This is a genomic window from Streptomyces sp. M41(2017), assembly GCF_002078175.1.
GTDB lineage: Bacteria > Actinomycetota > Actinomycetes > Streptomycetales > Streptomycetaceae > Streptomyces.
This window is the reverse complement of sequence record NZ_MWFK01000001.1, coordinates 262,898-280,967: the sequence shown is the minus strand read 5'-3', so window position 1 is coordinate 280,967 and position 18,070 is coordinate 262,898. Positions and strand designations below refer to the sequence as shown.

General features: G+C 70.0%; 9 protein-coding genes. 7 read left to right on the top strand and 2 right to left on the bottom strand.

Translation table 11 applies throughout. The features are described from left to right. Positions 1–92: 92 nt before the first annotated feature. Positions 93–3,098, top strand: coding sequence for a bifunctional [glutamine synthetase] adenylyltransferase/[glutamine synthetase]-adenylyl-L-tyrosine phosphorylase (locus B0675_RS01225; protein ID WP_081216871.1), 3,006 nt, complete (start codon positions 93–95; stop codon positions 3,096–3,098). A 10-nt stretch (positions 3,099–3,108) separates the two neighbouring features. On the opposite strand, the gene B0675_RS01220 is transcribed toward B0675_RS01225, so the two are convergent. Both B0675_RS01220 and B0675_RS01215 read right to left on the bottom strand, forming a co-directional pair. Then, positions 3,109–3,969: a phosphatase PAP2 family protein gene (locus B0675_RS01220; RefSeq protein ID WP_081216870.1), complete on the bottom strand. Its 861-nt coding sequence runs from the start codon at positions 3,967–3,969 to the stop codon at positions 3,109–3,111. Positions 3,970–4,077: 108 nt separating this feature from the next. Beyond that, the gene (locus tag B0675_RS01215; RefSeq protein ID WP_277624284.1) at positions 4,078–5,112 is read right to left on the bottom strand and encodes a LacI family DNA-binding transcriptional regulator; all 1,035 of its coding nucleotides are present in this window, start codon (positions 5,110–5,112) and stop codon (positions 4,078–4,080) included. Positions 5,113–5,579: 467 nt separating this feature from the next. Between B0675_RS01215 and B0675_RS01210 the strand changes: the two genes are divergently transcribed. The 6 genes from B0675_RS01210 to pulA all read left to right on the top strand — a co-directional run bounded on the left by B0675_RS01210 (position 5,580) and on the right by pulA (position 17,999). Further along, positions 5,580–6,854: an extracellular solute-binding protein gene (locus B0675_RS01210; RefSeq protein ID WP_081216868.1), complete on the top strand. Its 1,275-nt coding sequence runs from the start codon at positions 5,580–5,582 to the stop codon at positions 6,852–6,854. Between the two features lie 104 nt (positions 6,855–6,958). Further along, positions 6,959–7,963, top strand: coding sequence for a sugar ABC transporter permease (locus B0675_RS01205; protein WP_081216867.1), 1,005 nt, complete (start codon positions 6,959–6,961; stop codon positions 7,961–7,963). A 13-nt stretch (positions 7,964–7,976) separates the two neighbouring features. Next, positions 7,977–8,885, top strand: coding sequence for an ABC transporter permease subunit (locus B0675_RS01200; protein ID WP_081216866.1), 909 nt, complete (start codon positions 7,977–7,979; stop codon positions 8,883–8,885). 278 nt (positions 8,886–9,163) lie between these two features. Next, positions 9,164–10,843 carry a glycoside hydrolase family 13 protein gene (locus B0675_RS01195; RefSeq protein ID WP_081216865.1) on the top strand — a complete coding sequence of 560 codons (1,680 nt, stop codon included), beginning with the start codon at positions 9,164–9,166 and terminating at the stop codon, positions 10,841–10,843. A gap of 229 nt (positions 10,844–11,072) precedes the next feature. Next, positions 11,073–12,455: an alpha-amylase family protein gene (locus tag B0675_RS01190; RefSeq protein ID WP_081216864.1), complete on the top strand. Its 1,383-nt coding sequence runs from the start codon at positions 11,073–11,075 to the stop codon at positions 12,453–12,455. A 138-nt stretch (positions 12,456–12,593) separates the two neighbouring features. After that, on the top strand, positions 12,594–17,999 hold the full coding sequence (gene pulA, locus B0675_RS01185) for a pullulanase-type alpha-1,6-glucosidase (RefSeq protein WP_107482534.1): 5,406 nt from the start codon (positions 12,594–12,596) through the stop codon (positions 17,997–17,999). Positions 18,000–18,070: the final 71 nt, after the last annotated feature.

The following is an 18,070-nucleotide window of genomic DNA, read 5'->3' as shown; positions in this document are numbered from 1 at the left end:
CGCGGGGCGCCACCCCGCCGACCGGGGTTAGGCTCGCTTCGCACGACCTTGATCCGAAAGCGGTGCGGGGTCCGATCCGACGGGAGGCCGGGATGACGGCGCCGGGGCGCAGGAGCAGCACCTTCTCACGGCTGCTGCGGCACGGTTTCACCGATCCCTCGGCGGCCGAGCGTCTGCTGGAGGGCCCCGAACTCGCGCCCATAAGAGTCGACCCGGTCCTCCTGGACGCCCTCGGCGCGACGGCCGATCCCGACCTGGCGCTCCTCGGACTCGTCCGGCTGGTCGAGGCGCAGGACGGGGACCCCGCCCGGCGGGAGCTCCTCGACACCCTGATCGCCGCCAAGCCGCTGCGGGACCGGCTCCTCGGTGTCCTCGGCGCCTCCGAGGCACTCGGCGACCACCTCGCCCGGCACCCCCGGGACTGGCAGGCCCTCGTCACCTACGAGGCGCAGGACCTGCACCCCGGCGTCGCGGAGTTCGAGGCGGGACTCGCCGACGCCGACGACCCCGTCGCCCTGCGCGTCGCCTACCGCCGCTGCCTGCTCTCCATCGCCGCGCGCGACGTGTGCGGCACCACCGACCTCGCGCAGACCGCCGCCGAGCTCGCCGACCTCGCCACCGCGACCCTGCGTGCCGCGCTCACCATCGCCCGGGCCGCCGCGCCCGACGACGCGGCGCTGTGCCGGCTCGCGGTGATCGCGATGGGCAAGACCGGGGGACACGAGCTGAACTACGTGTCCGACGTCGACGTCATCTTCGTGGGGGAGCAGGCCGAGGGCACGGACGGCGCGGACGAGTCCAAGGCCGTGCAGGCCGCGACCCGGCTCGCCTCCCACATGATGCGCATCTGCTCCGAGACCACGGTCGAGGGCAGCATCTGGCCGGTCGACGCCAATCTCCGCCCCGAGGGGCGCAACGGCCCGCTGGTGCGCACGCTCAGCAGCCACCTCGCCTACTACCAGCGCTGGGCGAAGACCTGGGAGTTCCAGGCCCTCCTCAAGGCCCGGCCGGTCGCCGGAGACCTGGAGCTGGGCGAGGACTACGTGGCCACGCTGGCCCCGCTGGTGTGGCACGCCGCCGAGCGGGACAACTTCGTCGCCGACGTGCAGAAGATGCGGCGCCGGGTCGTCGAGAACATCCCGGCCGCCGAGATCGAACGCGAGCTGAAGCTCGGACCCGGTGGCCTGCGGGACGTCGAATTCGCCGTGCAGCTCCTCCAGTTGGTGCACGGCAGGGTCGACACGTCACTGCGCAGCGGCACCACCCTGGACGCCCTGAAGGCACTCGCCACCGGCGGCTACGTGGGCCGCGCCGACGCCGTGCAGCTCGACGACGCCTACCGCTTCCTGCGCTCGATGGAGCACCGCATACAGCTCTTCCGGCTGCGGCGCACCCATCTGGTGCCGGAGGACGACGCCGACCTGCGGCGCATCGGGCGGTCGCTCGGTCTGCGCGTCGACCCCGTCAAGGAGCTGAACCGCGAGTGGAAACGGCACGCCTCCGTGGTGCGCCGGCTGCACGAGAAGCTCTTCTACCGGCCGCTGCTCGACGCCGTCGCCCAACTCGCGCCGGGAGAGACCAGGCTGAGCCCCGGCGCGGCCCGGGAGCGGCTCGTCGCCCTCGGCTACGCCGACCCGGCCGCGGCGCTGCGTCACCTGGAGGCCCTGGCGTCCGGGGTCTCCCGCAAGGCCGCCATCCAGCGCACCCTGCTGCCGGTCCTGTTGGGCTGGTTCGCGGACTCGGCCGACCCCGACGCCGGTCTCCTCAACTTCCGCAAGGTGTCGGACGCGCTCGGCAAGACCCCCTGGTACCTGCGGCTGTTGAGGGACGAGGGAGCCGCCGCCGAGAACCTCGCCCGGGTGCTCTCGGCGGGACGGCTCGCCCCCGACCTGCTGCTGCGCGCGCCGGAGGCGGTCGCGCTGCTCGGCGACGGCGAGGGCGGCGGCCTGGAACCGCGCAACCGTGCCCACCTGGAGCAGGAGATCCTCGCCGCGGTACGCCGGGCCGACGGCGGCGAGCAGGCCGTGACCGCGGCGCGCGGGGTGCGCCGGCGGGAACTGTTCCGCACGGCCGCCACGGACATCGTCGCCTCCTACGGCACCGAGGAGACCCCGGCCGTCGCCGACCAGGGCGCCCTGGTCGACCTCGTCGGCGGCGCGATCTCCGACCTGACGGCGGCGACGCTCGCCGGGACACTGCGGGCCGTAGTGCGCGACGGCTGGGGCGACACCCTGCCCACCCGGTTCGCGGTGATCGGCATGGGTCGTTTCGGCGGCCACGAACTGGGCTACGGCTCCGACGCGGACGTCCTCTTCGTGCACGAACCCCGCGAGGGTGTCGACGAGCAGGAGGCCTCGAAGGCCGCGAACCGCGTGGTGTCCGAGATGCGGCGGCTGCTGCAGATCTCCAGCGCGGATCCGCCCCTGCTGATCGACGCGGACCTGCGACCCGAGGGCAAGTCCGGACCGCTGGTGCGGACGCTGAAGTCGTACGAGGCGTACTACCGGCGCTGGTCCCTCGTCTGGGAGTCCCAGGCCCTGCTGCGGGCGGAGGTCGTCGCCGGCGACGTGGACCTGGGGGGCAGGTTCATCGAGCTGATCGATCCGCTGCGGTATCCGGCGGAGGGCCTGGGCGAGGAGGCCGTACGGGAGATCCGGCGGCTGAAGGCCCGGATGGAGTCGGAGCGGATGCCGCGCGGCGCCGACCCGACGCTGCACAGCAAGCTCGGGCGCGGCGGCCTGTCGGACGTGGAGTGGACGGTGCAGCTCATCCAGCTCCGGCACGGCTGGGCCGAGCCGGGCCTCAGGACCACCCGGACGAGGGAGGCGCTGGCCGCCGCGTGTGCCGCGGAGCTGTTGTCCGCCGAGGACGCGGCCACGCTGGACGAGGCGTGGGTCCTCGCCACCCGCGTACGGAACGCGGTGATGCTCGTACGGGGCCGGGCCGGCGACACCTTCCCCTCCGACGGCCGGGAGCTGGCCGCCGTGGGCCGCTACCTGGGCTACGGTCCCGGCCACGTCGGGGACATGCTCGACGACTACCGCAGGACCACCCGCCGGGCGAGGGCCGTCGTGGACGAACTGTTCTACGGAGCGTGACGCCCGGGCCTCAGGTCTTCGCCGGCAGATTCTGTCCGGCGCCGGTGCCCGGGACCCGCTGCGGCAGCCGGTAGGGCAGCGCGCCGTACCAGAGGCGGGCCACCAGGAAGCCGAAGGCCAGGCACAGCATGCCGCCCACCGCGTCCAGCCAGAAGTGGTTGGCCGTCGCGACGATCACCATGAGGGTGGCCGCCGGGTAGAGGAGGCCCAGGATGCGGGCCCAGGGCGCCGAGGCCAGGGCGAAGACGGTCAGGCCGCACCACAGGGACCAGCCGATGTGCATGGACGGCATCGCGGCGTACTGGTTCGACATGTGCTTCAGGTCGCCGGAGGCCATCGATCCCCAGGTCTGGTGGACCGTGACGGTGTCGACGAAGGTCCCGCCGGTCATCAGACGGGGTGGCGCGAGAGGGAAGAAGTAGTACCCGAGCAGGGCCACCGCCGTGGTCGCGAAGAGCGCGAGCCGGGCCGCCCCGTACCGGCCGGGGTGGCGACGGTACAGCCACACGAGAACACCCAGCGTCACCACGAAGTGCAGCGTCGCGTAGTAGTAGTTCATCCCGATGATCAGCCATGTCGCCGAGTTCACGGTGTGGTTGACCGACTCCTCCACGGCGATGCCGAGGTGGTGCTCCAGCCGCCAGATCCAGTCCGCGTTGCGCAACGCCTCGTGCCTCTGCTCCGGCACGGCGTTGCGGATCAGTGAATAGGTCCAGTAACTGACGGCGATGAGCAGGATTTCGAACCAGAGGCGGGGGCGACGCGGGGCCCGCATACGACGCAGGAGGTTGTGACCCGCCTTCTCCTCCGCGACGGGTTGTGGAGTGGCCTCATTCCGGCCTTCCAGTGTCGTCACGGTCGTCTCACCCATAGGCGCAGAGTCTGCCAGAAAAGCCTTCGACCACCGATCATCCACCGGATGGGTTCGAGTCGCACTTTCTACGCCCGGAGCGGGCCGTAAACCCGCAGATCATCCTACTCAGGGACGATTGCGGTCCCCCGGCGCCGAAGCCGTCGAGCCACGCACCACCAGCTCCGGCATGAACACGAACTCGCTGTGCGGCGCGGGCGTCCCGCCGATCTCCTCCAGGAGCGTGCGCACCGCCGCCTGTCCCATGGCCGGCACCGGCTTGCGGATCGTGGTGAGCGGCGGGTCGGTGAACGCGATGAGCGGCGAGTCGTCGAATCCGACGACCGAGACGTCGGTGGGAACCTCCAGGCCGCGCTGGCGCGCCGCGCGTATCGCGCCGAGCGCCATCATGTCGCTGGCGCAGACGATCGCCGTGCAGCCGCGGTCCATGAGTGCGCTCGCGGCGGCCTGGCCGCCCTCCAGTGTGTACAGCGAGTGCTGGACCAGTCGCTCCTCGACGTCGGCGGGCAGGAGACCCAGCTGCTCCTGCATCGTGCGCAGGAAGCCCTCGATCTTGCGCTGCACCGGCACGAACCGCTTGGGGCCGAGCGCGAGTCCGATGCCCGTGTGCCCGAGGGAGGCGAGGTGGGTGACGGCCAGGGCCATCGCCGCGCGGTCGTCCGGGGAGATGAACGGTGCCTGCACCTTGGGCGAGAAGCCGTCGACGAGGACGAAGGGGACACCCTGGCCGCGCAGTTGTTCGTAACGCTGCATGTCGGCGGAGGTGTCGGCGTGCAGTCCGGAGACGAAGATGATGCCCGCGACCCCGCGGTCGACCAGCATCTCGGTCAGCTCGTCCTCGGTGGAGCCGCCCGGGGTCTGCGTCGCGAGGACGGGGGTGTAGCCCTGGCGTGTCAGGGCCTGCCCGATGACCTGCGCGAGCGCGGGGAATATCGGGTTCTCCAGCTCGGGGGTTATGAGGCCCACCAGGCCCTCGCTGCGCTGCCGCAGACGGACGGGACGCTCGTAGCCCAGTACGTCGAGCGCGGCCAGGACGGACTGGCGGGTGGTCGCGGCGACGCCCGGCTTCCCGTTCAGGACGCGGCTGACAGTCGCTTCACTGACCCCCGCCTGGGCTGCGATGTCGGCAAGCCGTGTGGTCACAGGATTGGACTGTACCGGTCGTGTCCCGCCCTGCCCACCAACCGGACGCCGTGTGCGGGCGGTTGTACGGCCCGCTGCGGGCTGCTGCGTCATCGCGCTCCCTCGTGTTCCGGTCGGATCGGCGTCCCGGGCGTGCGCCGCGGGAAAGGGTGGCTCCTGCAAGGCGCTGACGGCCCGATGATCCCCGTGCGCGACATCGATGGCAAGAGCTTGCAGAGTCTTGCACAGCGGCCCCGAACTCCGCTGAGCGGCCTCGCACAAGGGTTTCGGGGTGATGCAGGGGAGGTCACGGCGCCGTAACTCTCGGCAGCTCTTGCACTTTTTTGCTGCAAGGTCTTTCGCGCCGCTTACAACGCTGTTACGTTCACGTCGCCCGGCGGACGCAACGGCGCAGTCGGCAAGTCGGCAAGGGGATCGGGCGGGACCGCATCCCCACCTACTCGGGCTTTCACCCTCAAGGAGATCTCATGCGGCGTGGCATAGCGGCCACTGCGCTGGTGGCGTCCCTCGCCCTCGCGGCGACGGCCTGCGGCGGCAGTGACAGCGGCAGCGACAAGTCGGACGGCCCCACCACCATCACCTGGTGGGACACCTCCAACGCCACCAATGAGGCGCCGACGTACAAGGCCCTGGCCCAGCAGTTCGAGAAGGCCAACCCCGGTATCAAGGTCAAGTACGTCAACGTGCCCTTCGACCAGGCGCAGAACAAGTTCGACACGGCCGCCGGCTCCAAGGGCGCCCCGGACATCCTGCGCTCCGAGGTCGGCTGGACCCCCGCCTTCGCCAAGAAGGGCTTCTTCCTGCCGCTCGACGGCACCGCGGCCCTCGCCGACCAGGCCAAGTTCCAGCCCAGCCTGATCGAGCAGGCCAAGTACGACGGCAAGACGTACGGTGTCCCGCTGGTCACCGACACCCTCGCCCTCGTCTACAACAAGGCGCTCTTCAAGAAGGCCGGCATCACCGAGGCCCCGAAGACCTGGGCCGACCTGAAGACCGACGCCGCGAAGATCAAGTCGAAGACCGACGTCGACGGCTACTGGGGCTCGACCCAGGCCTACTACGCGCAGTCCTTCCTCTACGGCGAGGGCACCGACACGGTCGACGCCACCGCGAAGAAGATCACCGTGAACTCGGCCGCCGCGCAGAAGGCGTACGGCACCTGGCAGGGTCTGTTCTCCGGCAAGGGCCTGCACAAGGCCGACACCACCGCCGACGCGTACGCCCACATCCAGGACGCGTTCGTCAACGGCAAGGTCGCCGCGATCGTCCAGGGCCCCTGGGAGATCACGAACTTCTACAAGGGCTCGGCCTTCACGGACAAGTCGAACCTCGGTATCGCCACCGTCCCGGCCGGCTCCAGCGGCAAGGCGGGCGCCCCGACCGGCGGCCACAACCTCTCCGTGTACGCGGGTTCGGACAAGGCCCACCAGGAGGCCTCGCTCAAGTTCGTGAAGTTCATGACCTCCGCGAAGTCGCAGGCGACGATCGCGCTCAAGAACTCCACGCTGCCGACGCGTGACGACGCCTACACCTCCGAGGTCAAGGCCGACCCGGGCATCGCCGGCTACCAGACGGTGCTCTCCGCCGCCCAGCCGCGCCCGGCGCTGCCCGAGTACAGCTCGCTGTGGGGCCCGCTCGACACCGAGCTGCCGAAGATCGCGGGTGGCAAGGAGTCCCTGGACAAGGGTCTGAGCAACGCCGAGCTGGCGATCGCCAAGCTGGTCCCGGACTTCAGCAAGTGAGCCCGTGTGGCCGCCGGTTCCGCACCCCCGCCGGACGGGGGAACGGTTCCGGCGGCCACCGGCCGTGTGCGCCCAACTCCTGATCTTGCAGAAGGTGTCGAACCATGACAGTCGCCATCGACCGAGCGACCGGCAAGCGCCGCGGTGACCGAGCACCGCGCCCCGGCCGGATGCAGCGTCTGAAGCACTCGTACCAGAAGTACTGGTACGCGTACGCGATGATCGCCCCGGTCGTCGTCGTACTCGGCGGATTGGTGCTCTATCCCCTGGTGCGGGGCCTCTACCTGACGCTCACGGACGCCAACAGCCTCAACTCGGCCCGCACGATCGGCGTCAACCACATCGACGCCACCTACAAGTTCATCGGCCTCGACAACTACGAGGACATCCTCTGGGGGCCGACGTCGTACGACCGCTTCTGGTCGCACTTCATCTGGACCATCGCCTGGACCGTCCTGTGCGTCGCGCTGCACTACTGCATCGGCCTCGGCCTCGCGCTGCTGCTCAACCAGAAGCTGCGCGGCCGCACCGTCTACCGGCTGATCCTCGTGCTGCCGTGGGCCGTGCCGACGTTCGTCACCGTCTTCGGCTGGCGGTTCATGCTCGCCGACGGGGGCATCATCAACGCCATGCTCGACGCCGTGCACCTGCCCTCGCCGGCGTGGCTGGAGGACACCTTCTGGCAGCGGTTCGCCGCGATCATGGTCAACACCTGGTGCGGTGTGCCGTTCATGATGGTCTCGCTGCTCGGCGGTCTCCAGTCCATCGACTCCACGCTGTACGAGGCCGCCGAGATGGACGGCGCAGGCGCCTGGCAGCAGTTCCGGTACGTCACCCTGCCGGGCCTCAGGTCGGTCAGCTCCACCGTGGTGCTCCTCGGGGTGATCTGGACCTTCAACCAGTTCGCGGTGATCTTCCTGCTGTTCGGCAACACCGCCCCGGACGCGCAGATCCTCGTCACCTGGGCCTACTACCTCGGCTTCGGACAGCAGCCGCGCGACTTCGCGCAGTCGGCCGCCTACGGCATGCTGCTGCTGGCCATCCTCGTCGTCTTCACCTCCTTCTACCGCCGCTGGCTGAACCGCAATGACCAGCAGCTCGCGATCTGAGGCGGGAGTCTCCATGAGCACCACCACCCTGCGGACGCCGCCGGCCGAAGAGGCCCCCGTCCCCGACGCGTCGCCGCGTCCGGCCCGGAAGCGCGGCGAGCGAAGCCGCGCCGGCGCGCTCGCCTCCCACGGCATCCTGACCGTCGCGAGCCTGATCGCGCTGTTCCCGATCGCCTGGCTGGTCTTCCTGTCGCTCGGCCCGGACAAGGACGACTACCTGCACCCCGGACGCATCTGGGACACGATGACGTTCGACAACTACTCCTTCGTGCTCCAGCACACGAACTTCTTCGACTGGATGAAGAGTTCGCTCATCGTGTCGCTGGGCACCACGGTGATCGGCGTGATGGTCGCGGCCACCACGGGCTACGCGGTCTCGCGCATGCGCTTCCCCGGCTACCGGAAGTTCATGTGGGTCCTGCTGGTCACCCAGATGTTCCCGATCGCCGTGCTGATCGTGCCGATGTACCAGATCCTCTCGGACCTGCAGCTCATCGACTCCTACCTCGGCCTGATCCTCGTCTACTGCTCGACGGCCGTCCCCTACAGCGCCTGGCTGCTCAAGGGGTACTTCGACACCATCCCGTTCGAGATCGACGAGGCCGGACGCGTCGACGGGCTGAGCCCCTTCGGCACCTTCTTCCGGCTGATCCTGCCGCTCGCCAAGCCCGGCCTCGCGGTGGCCGCGTTCTACAACTTCATCACCGCGTTCGGCGAGGTCGCCTTCGCGTCGACGTTCATGCTGGACGACTCGAAGTACACCTTCGCCGTCGGACTCCAGAGCTTCGTCAGTGAGCACGACGCCCAGCGCAACCTGATGGCCGCGACCGCGGTCCTGGTCGCGATACCCGTGTCCGCGTTCTTCTACCTCGTGCAGAAGAACCTGGTGACCGGACTGACCGCGGGCGGCACGAAGGGCTGACCCGCGCGGGACGCCCCAGAACGCCCGCCACCGAAAGACTCCCGCGCGCCCCTGGCGCGCGGGTGGCGGCCGCGGTGCCCATCCGACCCCGCCGGTACCGCGGCCGCCTCATCTCCCCATCCTCCGCACCGACTTCGTCATCGCCCACACCGACTTCGTCGGCCCCGATCTCCACCGCCCGTGCTCCGCGAACCGCGCGAGCAGGGGCCGCCCCCACCGAACTCCTCCCCGCGGCCGGCCGCGCCGGGGCGCGGGGAACCCATCGCATCAAGGACGCCATGAGCCAGCACTCCGCCGACCAGGCCCCGAACTCCGTTCTCGCCACCGTCGCCGCGCACCGCGACTGGTGGCGCGACGCGGTGATCTACCAGGTCTATCCGCGCAGCTTCGCCGACAGCAACGGCGACGGCATGGGCGACCTGGAGGGCGTACGCTCCCGACTCCCGTACCTGCGCGACCTCGGGGTGGACGCCGTGTGGCTCAGCCCCTTCTACGCCTCGCCGCAGGCCGACGCCGGCTACGACGTGGCGGACTACCGGGCCGTCGACCCCATGTTCGGCAACCTCCTGGACGCCGACGCGCTCATCCGCGACGCCCACGGGCTCGGCCTGCGGATCATCGTCGACCTGGTGCCCAACCACTCCTCGGACCAGCACGAGTGGTTCAAGCGCGCCCTGCGCGAGGGGCCCGGCTCCGACCTGCGCGACCGCTACCACTTCCGTCCCGGCAAGGGCGCGGACGGCGAACTGCCGCCCAACGACTGGGAGTCCATCTTCGGCGGCCCGGCCTGGACCCGCGTCACCGAGCCGGACGGCACCCCCGGCGAGTGGTACCTGCACCTCTTCGCGCCCGAGCAGCCCGACTTCAACTGGGAACACCCCGCCGTCGGTGACGAGTTCCGCTCCATCCTGCGGTTCTGGCTCGACATGGGCGTCGACGGCTTCCGCATCGACGTCGCGCACGGCCTGGTCAAGGCCGAGGGCCTGCCGGACCTCGGCGACCACGACCAGCTGAAGCTGCTGGGCAACGATGTCATGCCGTTCTTCGACCAGGACGGCGTGCACGAGGTCTACCGGCAGTGGCGCACCATCCTCGACGAGTACTCCGGCGAGCGCATCTTCGTCGCCGAGGCGTGGACGCCGACCATCGAGCGCACCGCGAACTACGTGCGCCCCGACGAGCTGCACCAGGCCTTCAACTTCCAGTACCTGGGCACGCACTGGGACGCGGCCGAGCTGCGTTCGGTGATCGACCGCACCCTCGACGCGATGCGCCCGGTCGGCGCCCCCTCCACCTGGGTGCTGTCGAACCACGACGTGACCCGGCACGCCACCCGCTTCGCCAACGAGCCGGGCCTCGGGACCCAGATCCGCACCGCCGGGGACCGGGAGCTCGGCCTGCGCCGCGCCCGCGCGGCGAGCCTGCTGATGCTGGCGCTGCCCGGCTCCGCCTACCTCTACCAGGGCGAGGAACTCGGCCTGCCCGACGTCGTCGACCTGCCCGACGAGGTGCGCCAGGACCCCGCCTACTTCCGGGGCGCGGGACAGGACGGCTTCCGTGACGGCTGCCGGGTGCCGATCCCGTGGACCCGCGCCGGCACCTCGTACGGCTTCGGAGACGGCGGCAGCTGGCTGCCGCAGCCCGCCGCGTGGGCGGAGCTGAGCATCGAGGCGCAGACCGGCGTGGCGGGCTCGACCCTGGAGCTGTACCGCGACGCGCTGGCGGTGCGCCGCGAGCGTTCGGACCTCGGCGCCGGTGACTCCGTCGAGTGGCTGGACGCGCCCGACGGCGTCCTCGCCTTCCGGCGCGGCGAGGTCGTCTGCACCGCGAACACGGGCGCCGAGGCCGTGACCGTGCCGGTATACGGCAGGGTGCTCGTCGCGAGCGGCGAGGTGACCGTGTCGAAGGGCGGCGAGGCGAAGCTGCCCGCCGACACGACCGTGTGGTGGGCAGCCTGACCCTGCCCCGCCACGGCTGAGCGGTGCCCCGGTCCTCCTGGACCGGGGCACCGCTTTTTCACGCCCTGAAATCTCTTACGACATCTTGCTGAAACTTGTTGGCAAGAGATACGTTCCGGCACACGCCCGATTGATTTACCGGGCAACTTCCTTCCAGGGCCCCCCACTTGCACCCCGGAGCCCCGGTCACCCGCACACCCCCACCGCACAACGACGTGCAGGAGATGACATGGCCAAGAGAACTCTTGCCACCGCGCTCGCGCTGGCCGCCGGCATGGCCGCCTCGGTGGTCCTCCCCGCCGGTACCGCCGCGGCCACTCCGCCCGGTACCAAGGACGTCACCGCCGTCCTCTTCGAGTGGAAATTCGACTCGGTCGCCAAGGAGTGCACCACCACGCTGGGCCCCGCCGGATACGGCTACGTCCAGGTGTCCCCGCCCGCCGAGCACATACAGGGCTCGCAGTGGTGGACCTCGTACCAGCCCGTCAGTTACAGGATCGCCGGGCGGCTCGGAGACGCGACCGCCTTCAAGAACATGGTCAGCACCTGCCACGCGGCCGGTGTGAAGGTCGTGACGGACACCGTGATCAACCACATGTCCGCCGGCTCGGGCACCGGAACCGGCGGCTCCTCGTACACGAAGTACAACTACCCCGGTCTGTACTCCTCGTACGACATGGACGACTGCACCGCCAGCATCAGCGACTACACCAACCGCTCCAACGTCCAGAACTGCGAACTCGTCGGCCTCGCCGACCTGGACACCGGCGAGGAGTACGTCCGGTCCACGATCGCCGGATACCTGAACACCCTGCTCGGCTACGGTGTGGACGGCTTCCGCGTCGACGCGGCCAAGCACATCCCGGCGGGCGACCTCGCCAACATCAAGTCCCGGCTGAGCAACCCGTCGGCGTACTGGAAGCAGGAGGTCATCTACGGCGCCGGAGAGGCCGTCCAGCCCACCGAGTACACCGGCAACGGAGACGTCCAGGAGTTCCGCTACGCCTACGACCTCAAGCGTGTCTTCAACAACGAGAACCTCGCCTACCTGAAGAACTACGGCGAGGGCTGGGGATACATGAACAGCTCCGTGGCCGCCGTCTTCGTCGACAACCACGACACCGAGCGCAACGGCTCCACCCTCACCTACAAGGACGGCGCGAACTACACCCTCGCCAACGTCTTCATGCTCGCCTACCCGTACGGCGCCCCCGACATCAACTCCGGCTACGAGTGGTCGAACGCGGACGCCGGACCGCCCAACGGCGGCACCGTCAACGCCTGCTGGCAGGACGGCTGGAAGTGCCAGCACGCCTGGCCGGAGATCAAGTCGATGGTCGCCTTCCGCAACACCACGCGCGGGCAGGCGCTGAGCAACTGGTGGGACAACGGCAACGACGCCATCGCCTTCGGCCGCGGCAGCAAGGGCTTCGTCGCCATCAACCACGAGACCTCGTCGCTGAGCCGGACGTACACGACCTCCCTCGCGGCGGGCACGTACTGCAACGTGCAGAACAACACGCAGGTCACCGTGAACAGTTCGGGGCAGTTCACGGCAACCCTGGGCGCCAACACGGCACTCGCGATCTACGCGGGCAAGTCCAGCTGCTGAAAAGCCTTTCCGCATGTTGCAATACTCTTGCTGTAAACCTTGCGTGAGCGATACGGTCACGCGGGCGTTCGGCACCGAAGCCGGAACGCAGCGCGGGGTCGGACCCGAGTACGCCGTCATCGCTAGGAGTTCACTGCTGTGGACCTGATACCGAGAGGGTCGGCGCGCCGCTTCGGCCGCCCCCGGCTGCGCGCAGCCGTCCTCGCCGCCGCACTGGCCGTATCGCTCGCGCAACCCCTCGCGGCGCGGGCCGAGACCCCACCCGCACCCCCGTCCGACGCGAAGCTCGCGGCCGAGCCCGCGCGGCACGACGCCACCCGCGACCAGTTCTACTTCGTGATGCCGGACCGCTTCGCCAACGGCGACAAGGCCAACGACGAGGGCGGACTGACCGGTTCGCGGCTGTCGACCGGCTACGACCCCACCGACAAGGGCTTCTACCAGGGCGGCGACCTCAAGGGGCTGACGAAGCGGCTCGACTACATCAAGGGCCTCGGCACCACCGCCATCTGGATGGCGCCGATCTTCAAGAACCAGCCCGTGCAGGGCACCGGCAAGGACGCCTCGGCCGGTTACCACGGCTACTGGATCACCGACTTCACCCAGGTCGACCCGCACTTCGGCACCAACAAGGACCTGGAGAAGCTGATCTCCGCGGCCCACGCCAAGGGCATGAAGGTCTTCTTCGACGTCATCACCAACCACACGGCCGACGTCGTCGACTACCAGGAGAAGTCCTACGACTACCTCTCCAAGGGCGCCTTCCCCTACCTGACCAAGGACGGCCGGCCCTTCGACGACGCCGACTACGCCGACGGCGGCCACGGCTTCCCGTCCGTGGACACCGGCTCCTTCCCGCGCACGCCTACCGTGCCCGCCGCGAAGAAGAACGCCAAGGTCCCCTCCTGGCTCAACGACCCGACCATGTACAGCAACCGGGGCGACTCCACCTACGCGGGCGAGTCCACCACCTACGGCGACTTCTCCGGCCTCGACGACCTGTGGACCGAGCGTCCCGAGGTGGTCAGCGGCATGGAGAAGATCTACGAGCGCTGGGTGAAGGACTTCGGCATCGACGGCTTCCGGATCGACACCGTGAAGCACGTGAACATGGAGTTCTGGACGCAGTGGGCGACCGCCCTCGACGCGTACGCCGCCCGGCACGGCCGCAAGGACTTCTTCATGTTCGGCGAGGTCTACTCCGCCGACACCTCGGTCACCGCTCCGTACGTCACCGAGGGCCGGCTCGACGCCACCCTCGACTTCCCCTTCCAGGACGCGGCCCGTTCGTACGCGTCCCAGGGCGGCAGCGCGAAGAAGCTGGCGTCGGTGTTCGGGGACGACTACAAGTACACGACCGACAAGGCCAACGCCTACGAGCAGGTCACCTTCCTCGGCAACCACGACATGGGCCGCATCGGGTACTTCCTGGACCAGGACAACCCGAAGGCGACCGACGCCGAACTGCTGAAGAAGGACCGGCTCGCCAACGAGCTGATGTTCCTCAGCCGCGGGAACCCCGTCGTCTACTACGGCGACGAGCAGGGCTTCACGGGCTCCGGCGGCGACAAGGACGCCCGGCAGACGATGTTCGCCTCGAAGGTCGCCGACTACCTCGACGACGACGAGATCGGCACCGACCGCACCCACGCGAGCGACGCCTACGACACGAATGCCCCGCTCTACCGGCAGATCAGCGACCTCTCCCGGCTCCGCAGGGCCAACCCGGCCCTCACCGACGGCGTCCAGACGGAGCGCTACGCGGCGGACGGGGCCGGTGTCTACGCCTTCTCCCGCACGGACGCGAAGTCCGGCACCGAGTACGTCGTCGCCGTGAACAACGCGGACGAGGCCAAGTCGGCGACGTTCGCGACGGGTTCGGCGGGCATGGACTTCCGTGGCATCCACGGCACCTCCGCCTCCGTGCGCAGTGACGCCGACAAGAAGATCACCGTCTCCGTGCCGGCCGGTTCGGCGATCGTCCTCAAGGCCGCGGGCCGGCTCGCCGCCCCCGCGACGAAGCCGTCCCTGACCCTCGAGGCCCCCGACGCCGGCGCCACCGGCACCGTCGAGCTCGCCGCCGACGTCACCGGCGGGCAGCTCGACCGGGTCGTCTTCGCCGCCCAGGTCGGAACCGGCGCGTGGCGCACCCTCGGCTCCGCCGACCACGCCCCCTACAAGGTCACCCAGGCCATCGGCAAGGACGTACCGGCAGGAACACCCCTGCGCTACAAGGCCGTCGTCGTCGACTCCGCGGGACGCACCGCGAGCGCGACGGCCGCCTCGGTCAGCGGCACCCCGCTCGCGGCGGAGATCCCGACGGCCTCCTCCCGCGACTACGCGATCGTCCACTACAAGCGCACCGACGACGACTACACCGACTGGCGGCTGTACGCCTGGGGCGACCTCGCCGACGGCGAGGCGACGACCTGGCCCGCCGGCCACGACTTCGTGGGACGCGACGCCTACGGCGCCTTCGCCTACGTCAAGCTGAAGCCCGGCGCCTCCACGCTCGGCTTCCTCGTCATCGACAAGGACGGCAACAAGGACGTCGCCGCCGACCGCTCCATCGACGTCACGAAGACCGGAGAGGTCTGGCTGGAGCAGGGCAAGGAGCCGGTCCTCACCGAACGGCCCTCCTACCCGGCCCAGGACAAGACCAAGGCCGTGCTCCACTACCACCGCGCCGACGGCGACTACACCGGCTGGGGCCTGCACGTGTGGACCGGGGCCGCGACGCCCACGGACTGGACCAAGCCCCTGGAGCCGGTGCGCACCGACGCCTACGGAGCCGTCTACGAGGTGCCGCTCGCCGAGGGCGCGACCAGCCTCAGCTACATCCTCCACAAGGGCGACGAGAAGGACCTGCCCAGCGACCAGTCCCTCGACCTGACCGCGAACGGCCACGAGGTGTGGATGCTGGGAGGCCAGGAGAAGTACCTGCTCCCGCAGCCCGCCGGCAGCGCGGCCGCCCTCGACCTCAGCACCTCCAAGGCCGTCTGGATCGACCGGGACACGGTCGCCTGGAACGGCTCCGAGGCCGCCGTCTCCACCCAGCTGCTGTCCTCCCGCGACGGCTCGATCGCCGTCAAGGACGGGACGCTGACCAGCGACGACGAGCGCTGGCTGCGGCTGGAGAAGACCACCCTGACCGACGCCCAGAAGGCCGCTTTCCCGCACCTGAAGACGTACACCGCCTGGTCGGTCGACCCACGCGACCGGGACCGTGTCCGGGCCTCGCTCGGCGGCCAGCTCGTCGCCTCGCAGCGCGCGGCGAACGGCGCGGTGCTCGCGGCGACCGGCGTCCAGACCGCCGGCGTCCTGGACGACCTGTACGACGCGCGGACGGCACACCTCGGACCGGTCTTCCGCGACGGCGTCCCCACCCTGTCGGTGTGGGCCCCCACCGCCCAGTCGGTGAGCCTCGACCTCGACGGCTCCACCGTCGCGATGCGACGCGACGACTCCACCGGCGTGTGGTCGGTGCGGGGCCGGCACTCCTGGACGGGCAAGCCCTACCGGTACGTCGTGAAGGTGTGGGCGCCCACCGTGGGCAAGCTCGTCACCAACAAGGTCACCGACCCGTACTCCGTCGCCCTCACCACCGACTCCGAGCGCAGCCTGGTCGTCGACCTGGACGCCGGGAACCTCGCCCCGTCCGGCTGGTCCGCGCTGAAGAAGCCCAAGGCCGTGCCGCTGCGGGACGCGCAGATCCAGGAACTCCACATCCGGGACTTCTCGGTGGCGGACACGACCGTCCCCGCGAAGGACAAGGGCACCTACCTGGCGTTCACCGACAAGAACAGCGACGGCTCGAAGCACCTGCGGAAGCTGGCCGCGTCCGGCACCTCGTACGTGCACCTGCTGCCGGCCTTCGACCTCGCGACCGTTCCCGAGAAGAAGACGGACCTGGCGACGCCGGACTGCGACCTCGCCTCCTTCCCGGCCGATTCCGAGAAGCAGCAGGAGTGCGTCGCGAAGAGCGCCGCGAAGGACCCCTACAACTGGGGCTACGACCCGTACCACTACACGGTCCCCGAGGGCTCCTACGCCACCGACCCGGACGGCACCGAGCGCACGGTCGAGTTCCGGAAGATGGTCAAGTCGCTGAACGAGGACGGCCTGCGGGTCGTCATGGACGTCGTCTACAACCACACCGCCGCGAGCGGCCAGGCCGACACCAGCGTTCTCGACCGGATCGTCCCCGGCTACTACCAGCGGCTCATGGCCGACGGCAGCGTGGCCACCTCCACCTGCTGCGCGGGCACGGCCCCCGAGAACGCCATGATGGGCAAGCTCGTCGTCGACTCGATCGTCACCTGGGCCAAGGAGTACAAGGTCGACGGCTTCCGCTTCGACCTCATGGGACACCACCCCAAGGCCAACATCCTGGCGGTCCGCAAGGCCCTCGACGCGCTCACCCTCGCGAAGGACGGCGTCGACGGCAAGAAGATCGTCCTGTACGGCGAGGGCTGGAACTTCGGCGAGGTCGCCGACGACGCCCGCTTCGTCCAGGCCACCCAGAAGAACATGGCCGGAACCGGGATCGCGACCTTCTCCGACCGCGCCCGCGACGCCGTCCGCGGCGGGGGCCCCTTCGACGAGGACCCCGGTGTCCAGGGCTTCGCGTCCGGCCTCTACACCGACCCCAACTCCTCGTCCGCCAACGGCACACCGGCCGAGCAGAAGGCCCGGCTGCTGCACTACCAGGACCTCATCAAGGTCGGTCTGACCGGCAACCTGGCCGCGTACCGGTTCACCGACTCCGCGGGCAAGGAGGTCACGGGCTCCGAGGTCGACTACAACGGCCAGCCGGCCGGCTACGCCGAGGCACCGGGCGACGCGCTCGCCTACGCCGACGCACACGACAACGAGTCCCTGTACGACGCGCTGACGTACAAGCTGCCCGCGACGACCGGCGCCGCCGACCGGGCCCGCATGCAGGTCCTGGCGATGGCGACGGCCACCCTCTCGCAGGGACCGTCCCTCTCCCAGGCCGGATCGGACCTGCTGCGCTCCAAGTCCCTGGACCGCAACTCCTTCGACAGCGGCGACTGGTTCAACGCCATCCACTGGAACTGCCAGGACGGCAACGGGTTCGGCCGCGGGCTGCCGCCGGCCGCGGACAACGCGGCGAAGTGGCCCTACGCCAAGCCGCTGCTGACGACCGTCTCGGTCGGCTGCGCCCAGATCGGCGGCACCTCCGCCGCCTACCAGGACCTGCAGCGCATCCGTACCGGCGAGGACGTGTTCTCGCTCTCCACGGCCGCGCAGGTGCAGGCGAAGCTCTCCTTCCCGCTGTCCGGCGAGGACGAGACCCCCGGAGTGATCACCGCGCGCCTCGGCGACCTCGTGATCGTCTTCAACGCCACTCCGGAGAAGCAGGAACAGAAGGTCGGTTCCCTCGCCGGGACGGCGTACGCGCTGCACCCGGTGCAGGCCAAGGGCGCGGACCCCGTCGTCAAGTCCTCGTCCTACGCGCGGACGTCGGGCACCTTCACGGTCCCGGCCCGGACGGTGGCGGTGTTCACCCGGACCCCGTAGCCGGGGCCGTACCGACCCCGGCGCTCCGGGACCTCACCCGCCCCGCCCGGCCCTCGTGGCCGGGCGGGGCG

Coding starts and splice junctions, on each gene's coding strand:
- B0675_RS01210 (WP_081216868.1), top strand. CDS start 5,580: ATGCGGCGTGGCATAGCGGCCACTGCGCTGGTGGCGTCCCTCGCCCTC.
- B0675_RS01220 (WP_081216870.1), bottom strand. CDS start 3,969: ATGGGTGAGACGACCGTGACGACACTGGAAGGCCGGAATGAGGCCACT.
- B0675_RS01225 (WP_081216871.1), top strand. CDS start 93: ATGACGGCGCCGGGGCGCAGGAGCAGCACCTTCTCACGGCTGCTGCGG.
- B0675_RS01195 (WP_081216865.1), top strand. CDS start 9,164: ATGAGCCAGCACTCCGCCGACCAGGCCCCGAACTCCGTTCTCGCCACC.
- B0675_RS01190 (WP_081216864.1), top strand. CDS start 11,073: ATGGCCAAGAGAACTCTTGCCACCGCGCTCGCGCTGGCCGCCGGCATG.
- B0675_RS01205 (WP_081216867.1), top strand. CDS start 6,959: ATGACAGTCGCCATCGACCGAGCGACCGGCAAGCGCCGCGGTGACCGA.
- B0675_RS01200 (WP_081216866.1), top strand. CDS start 7,977: ATGAGCACCACCACCCTGCGGACGCCGCCGGCCGAAGAGGCCCCCGTC.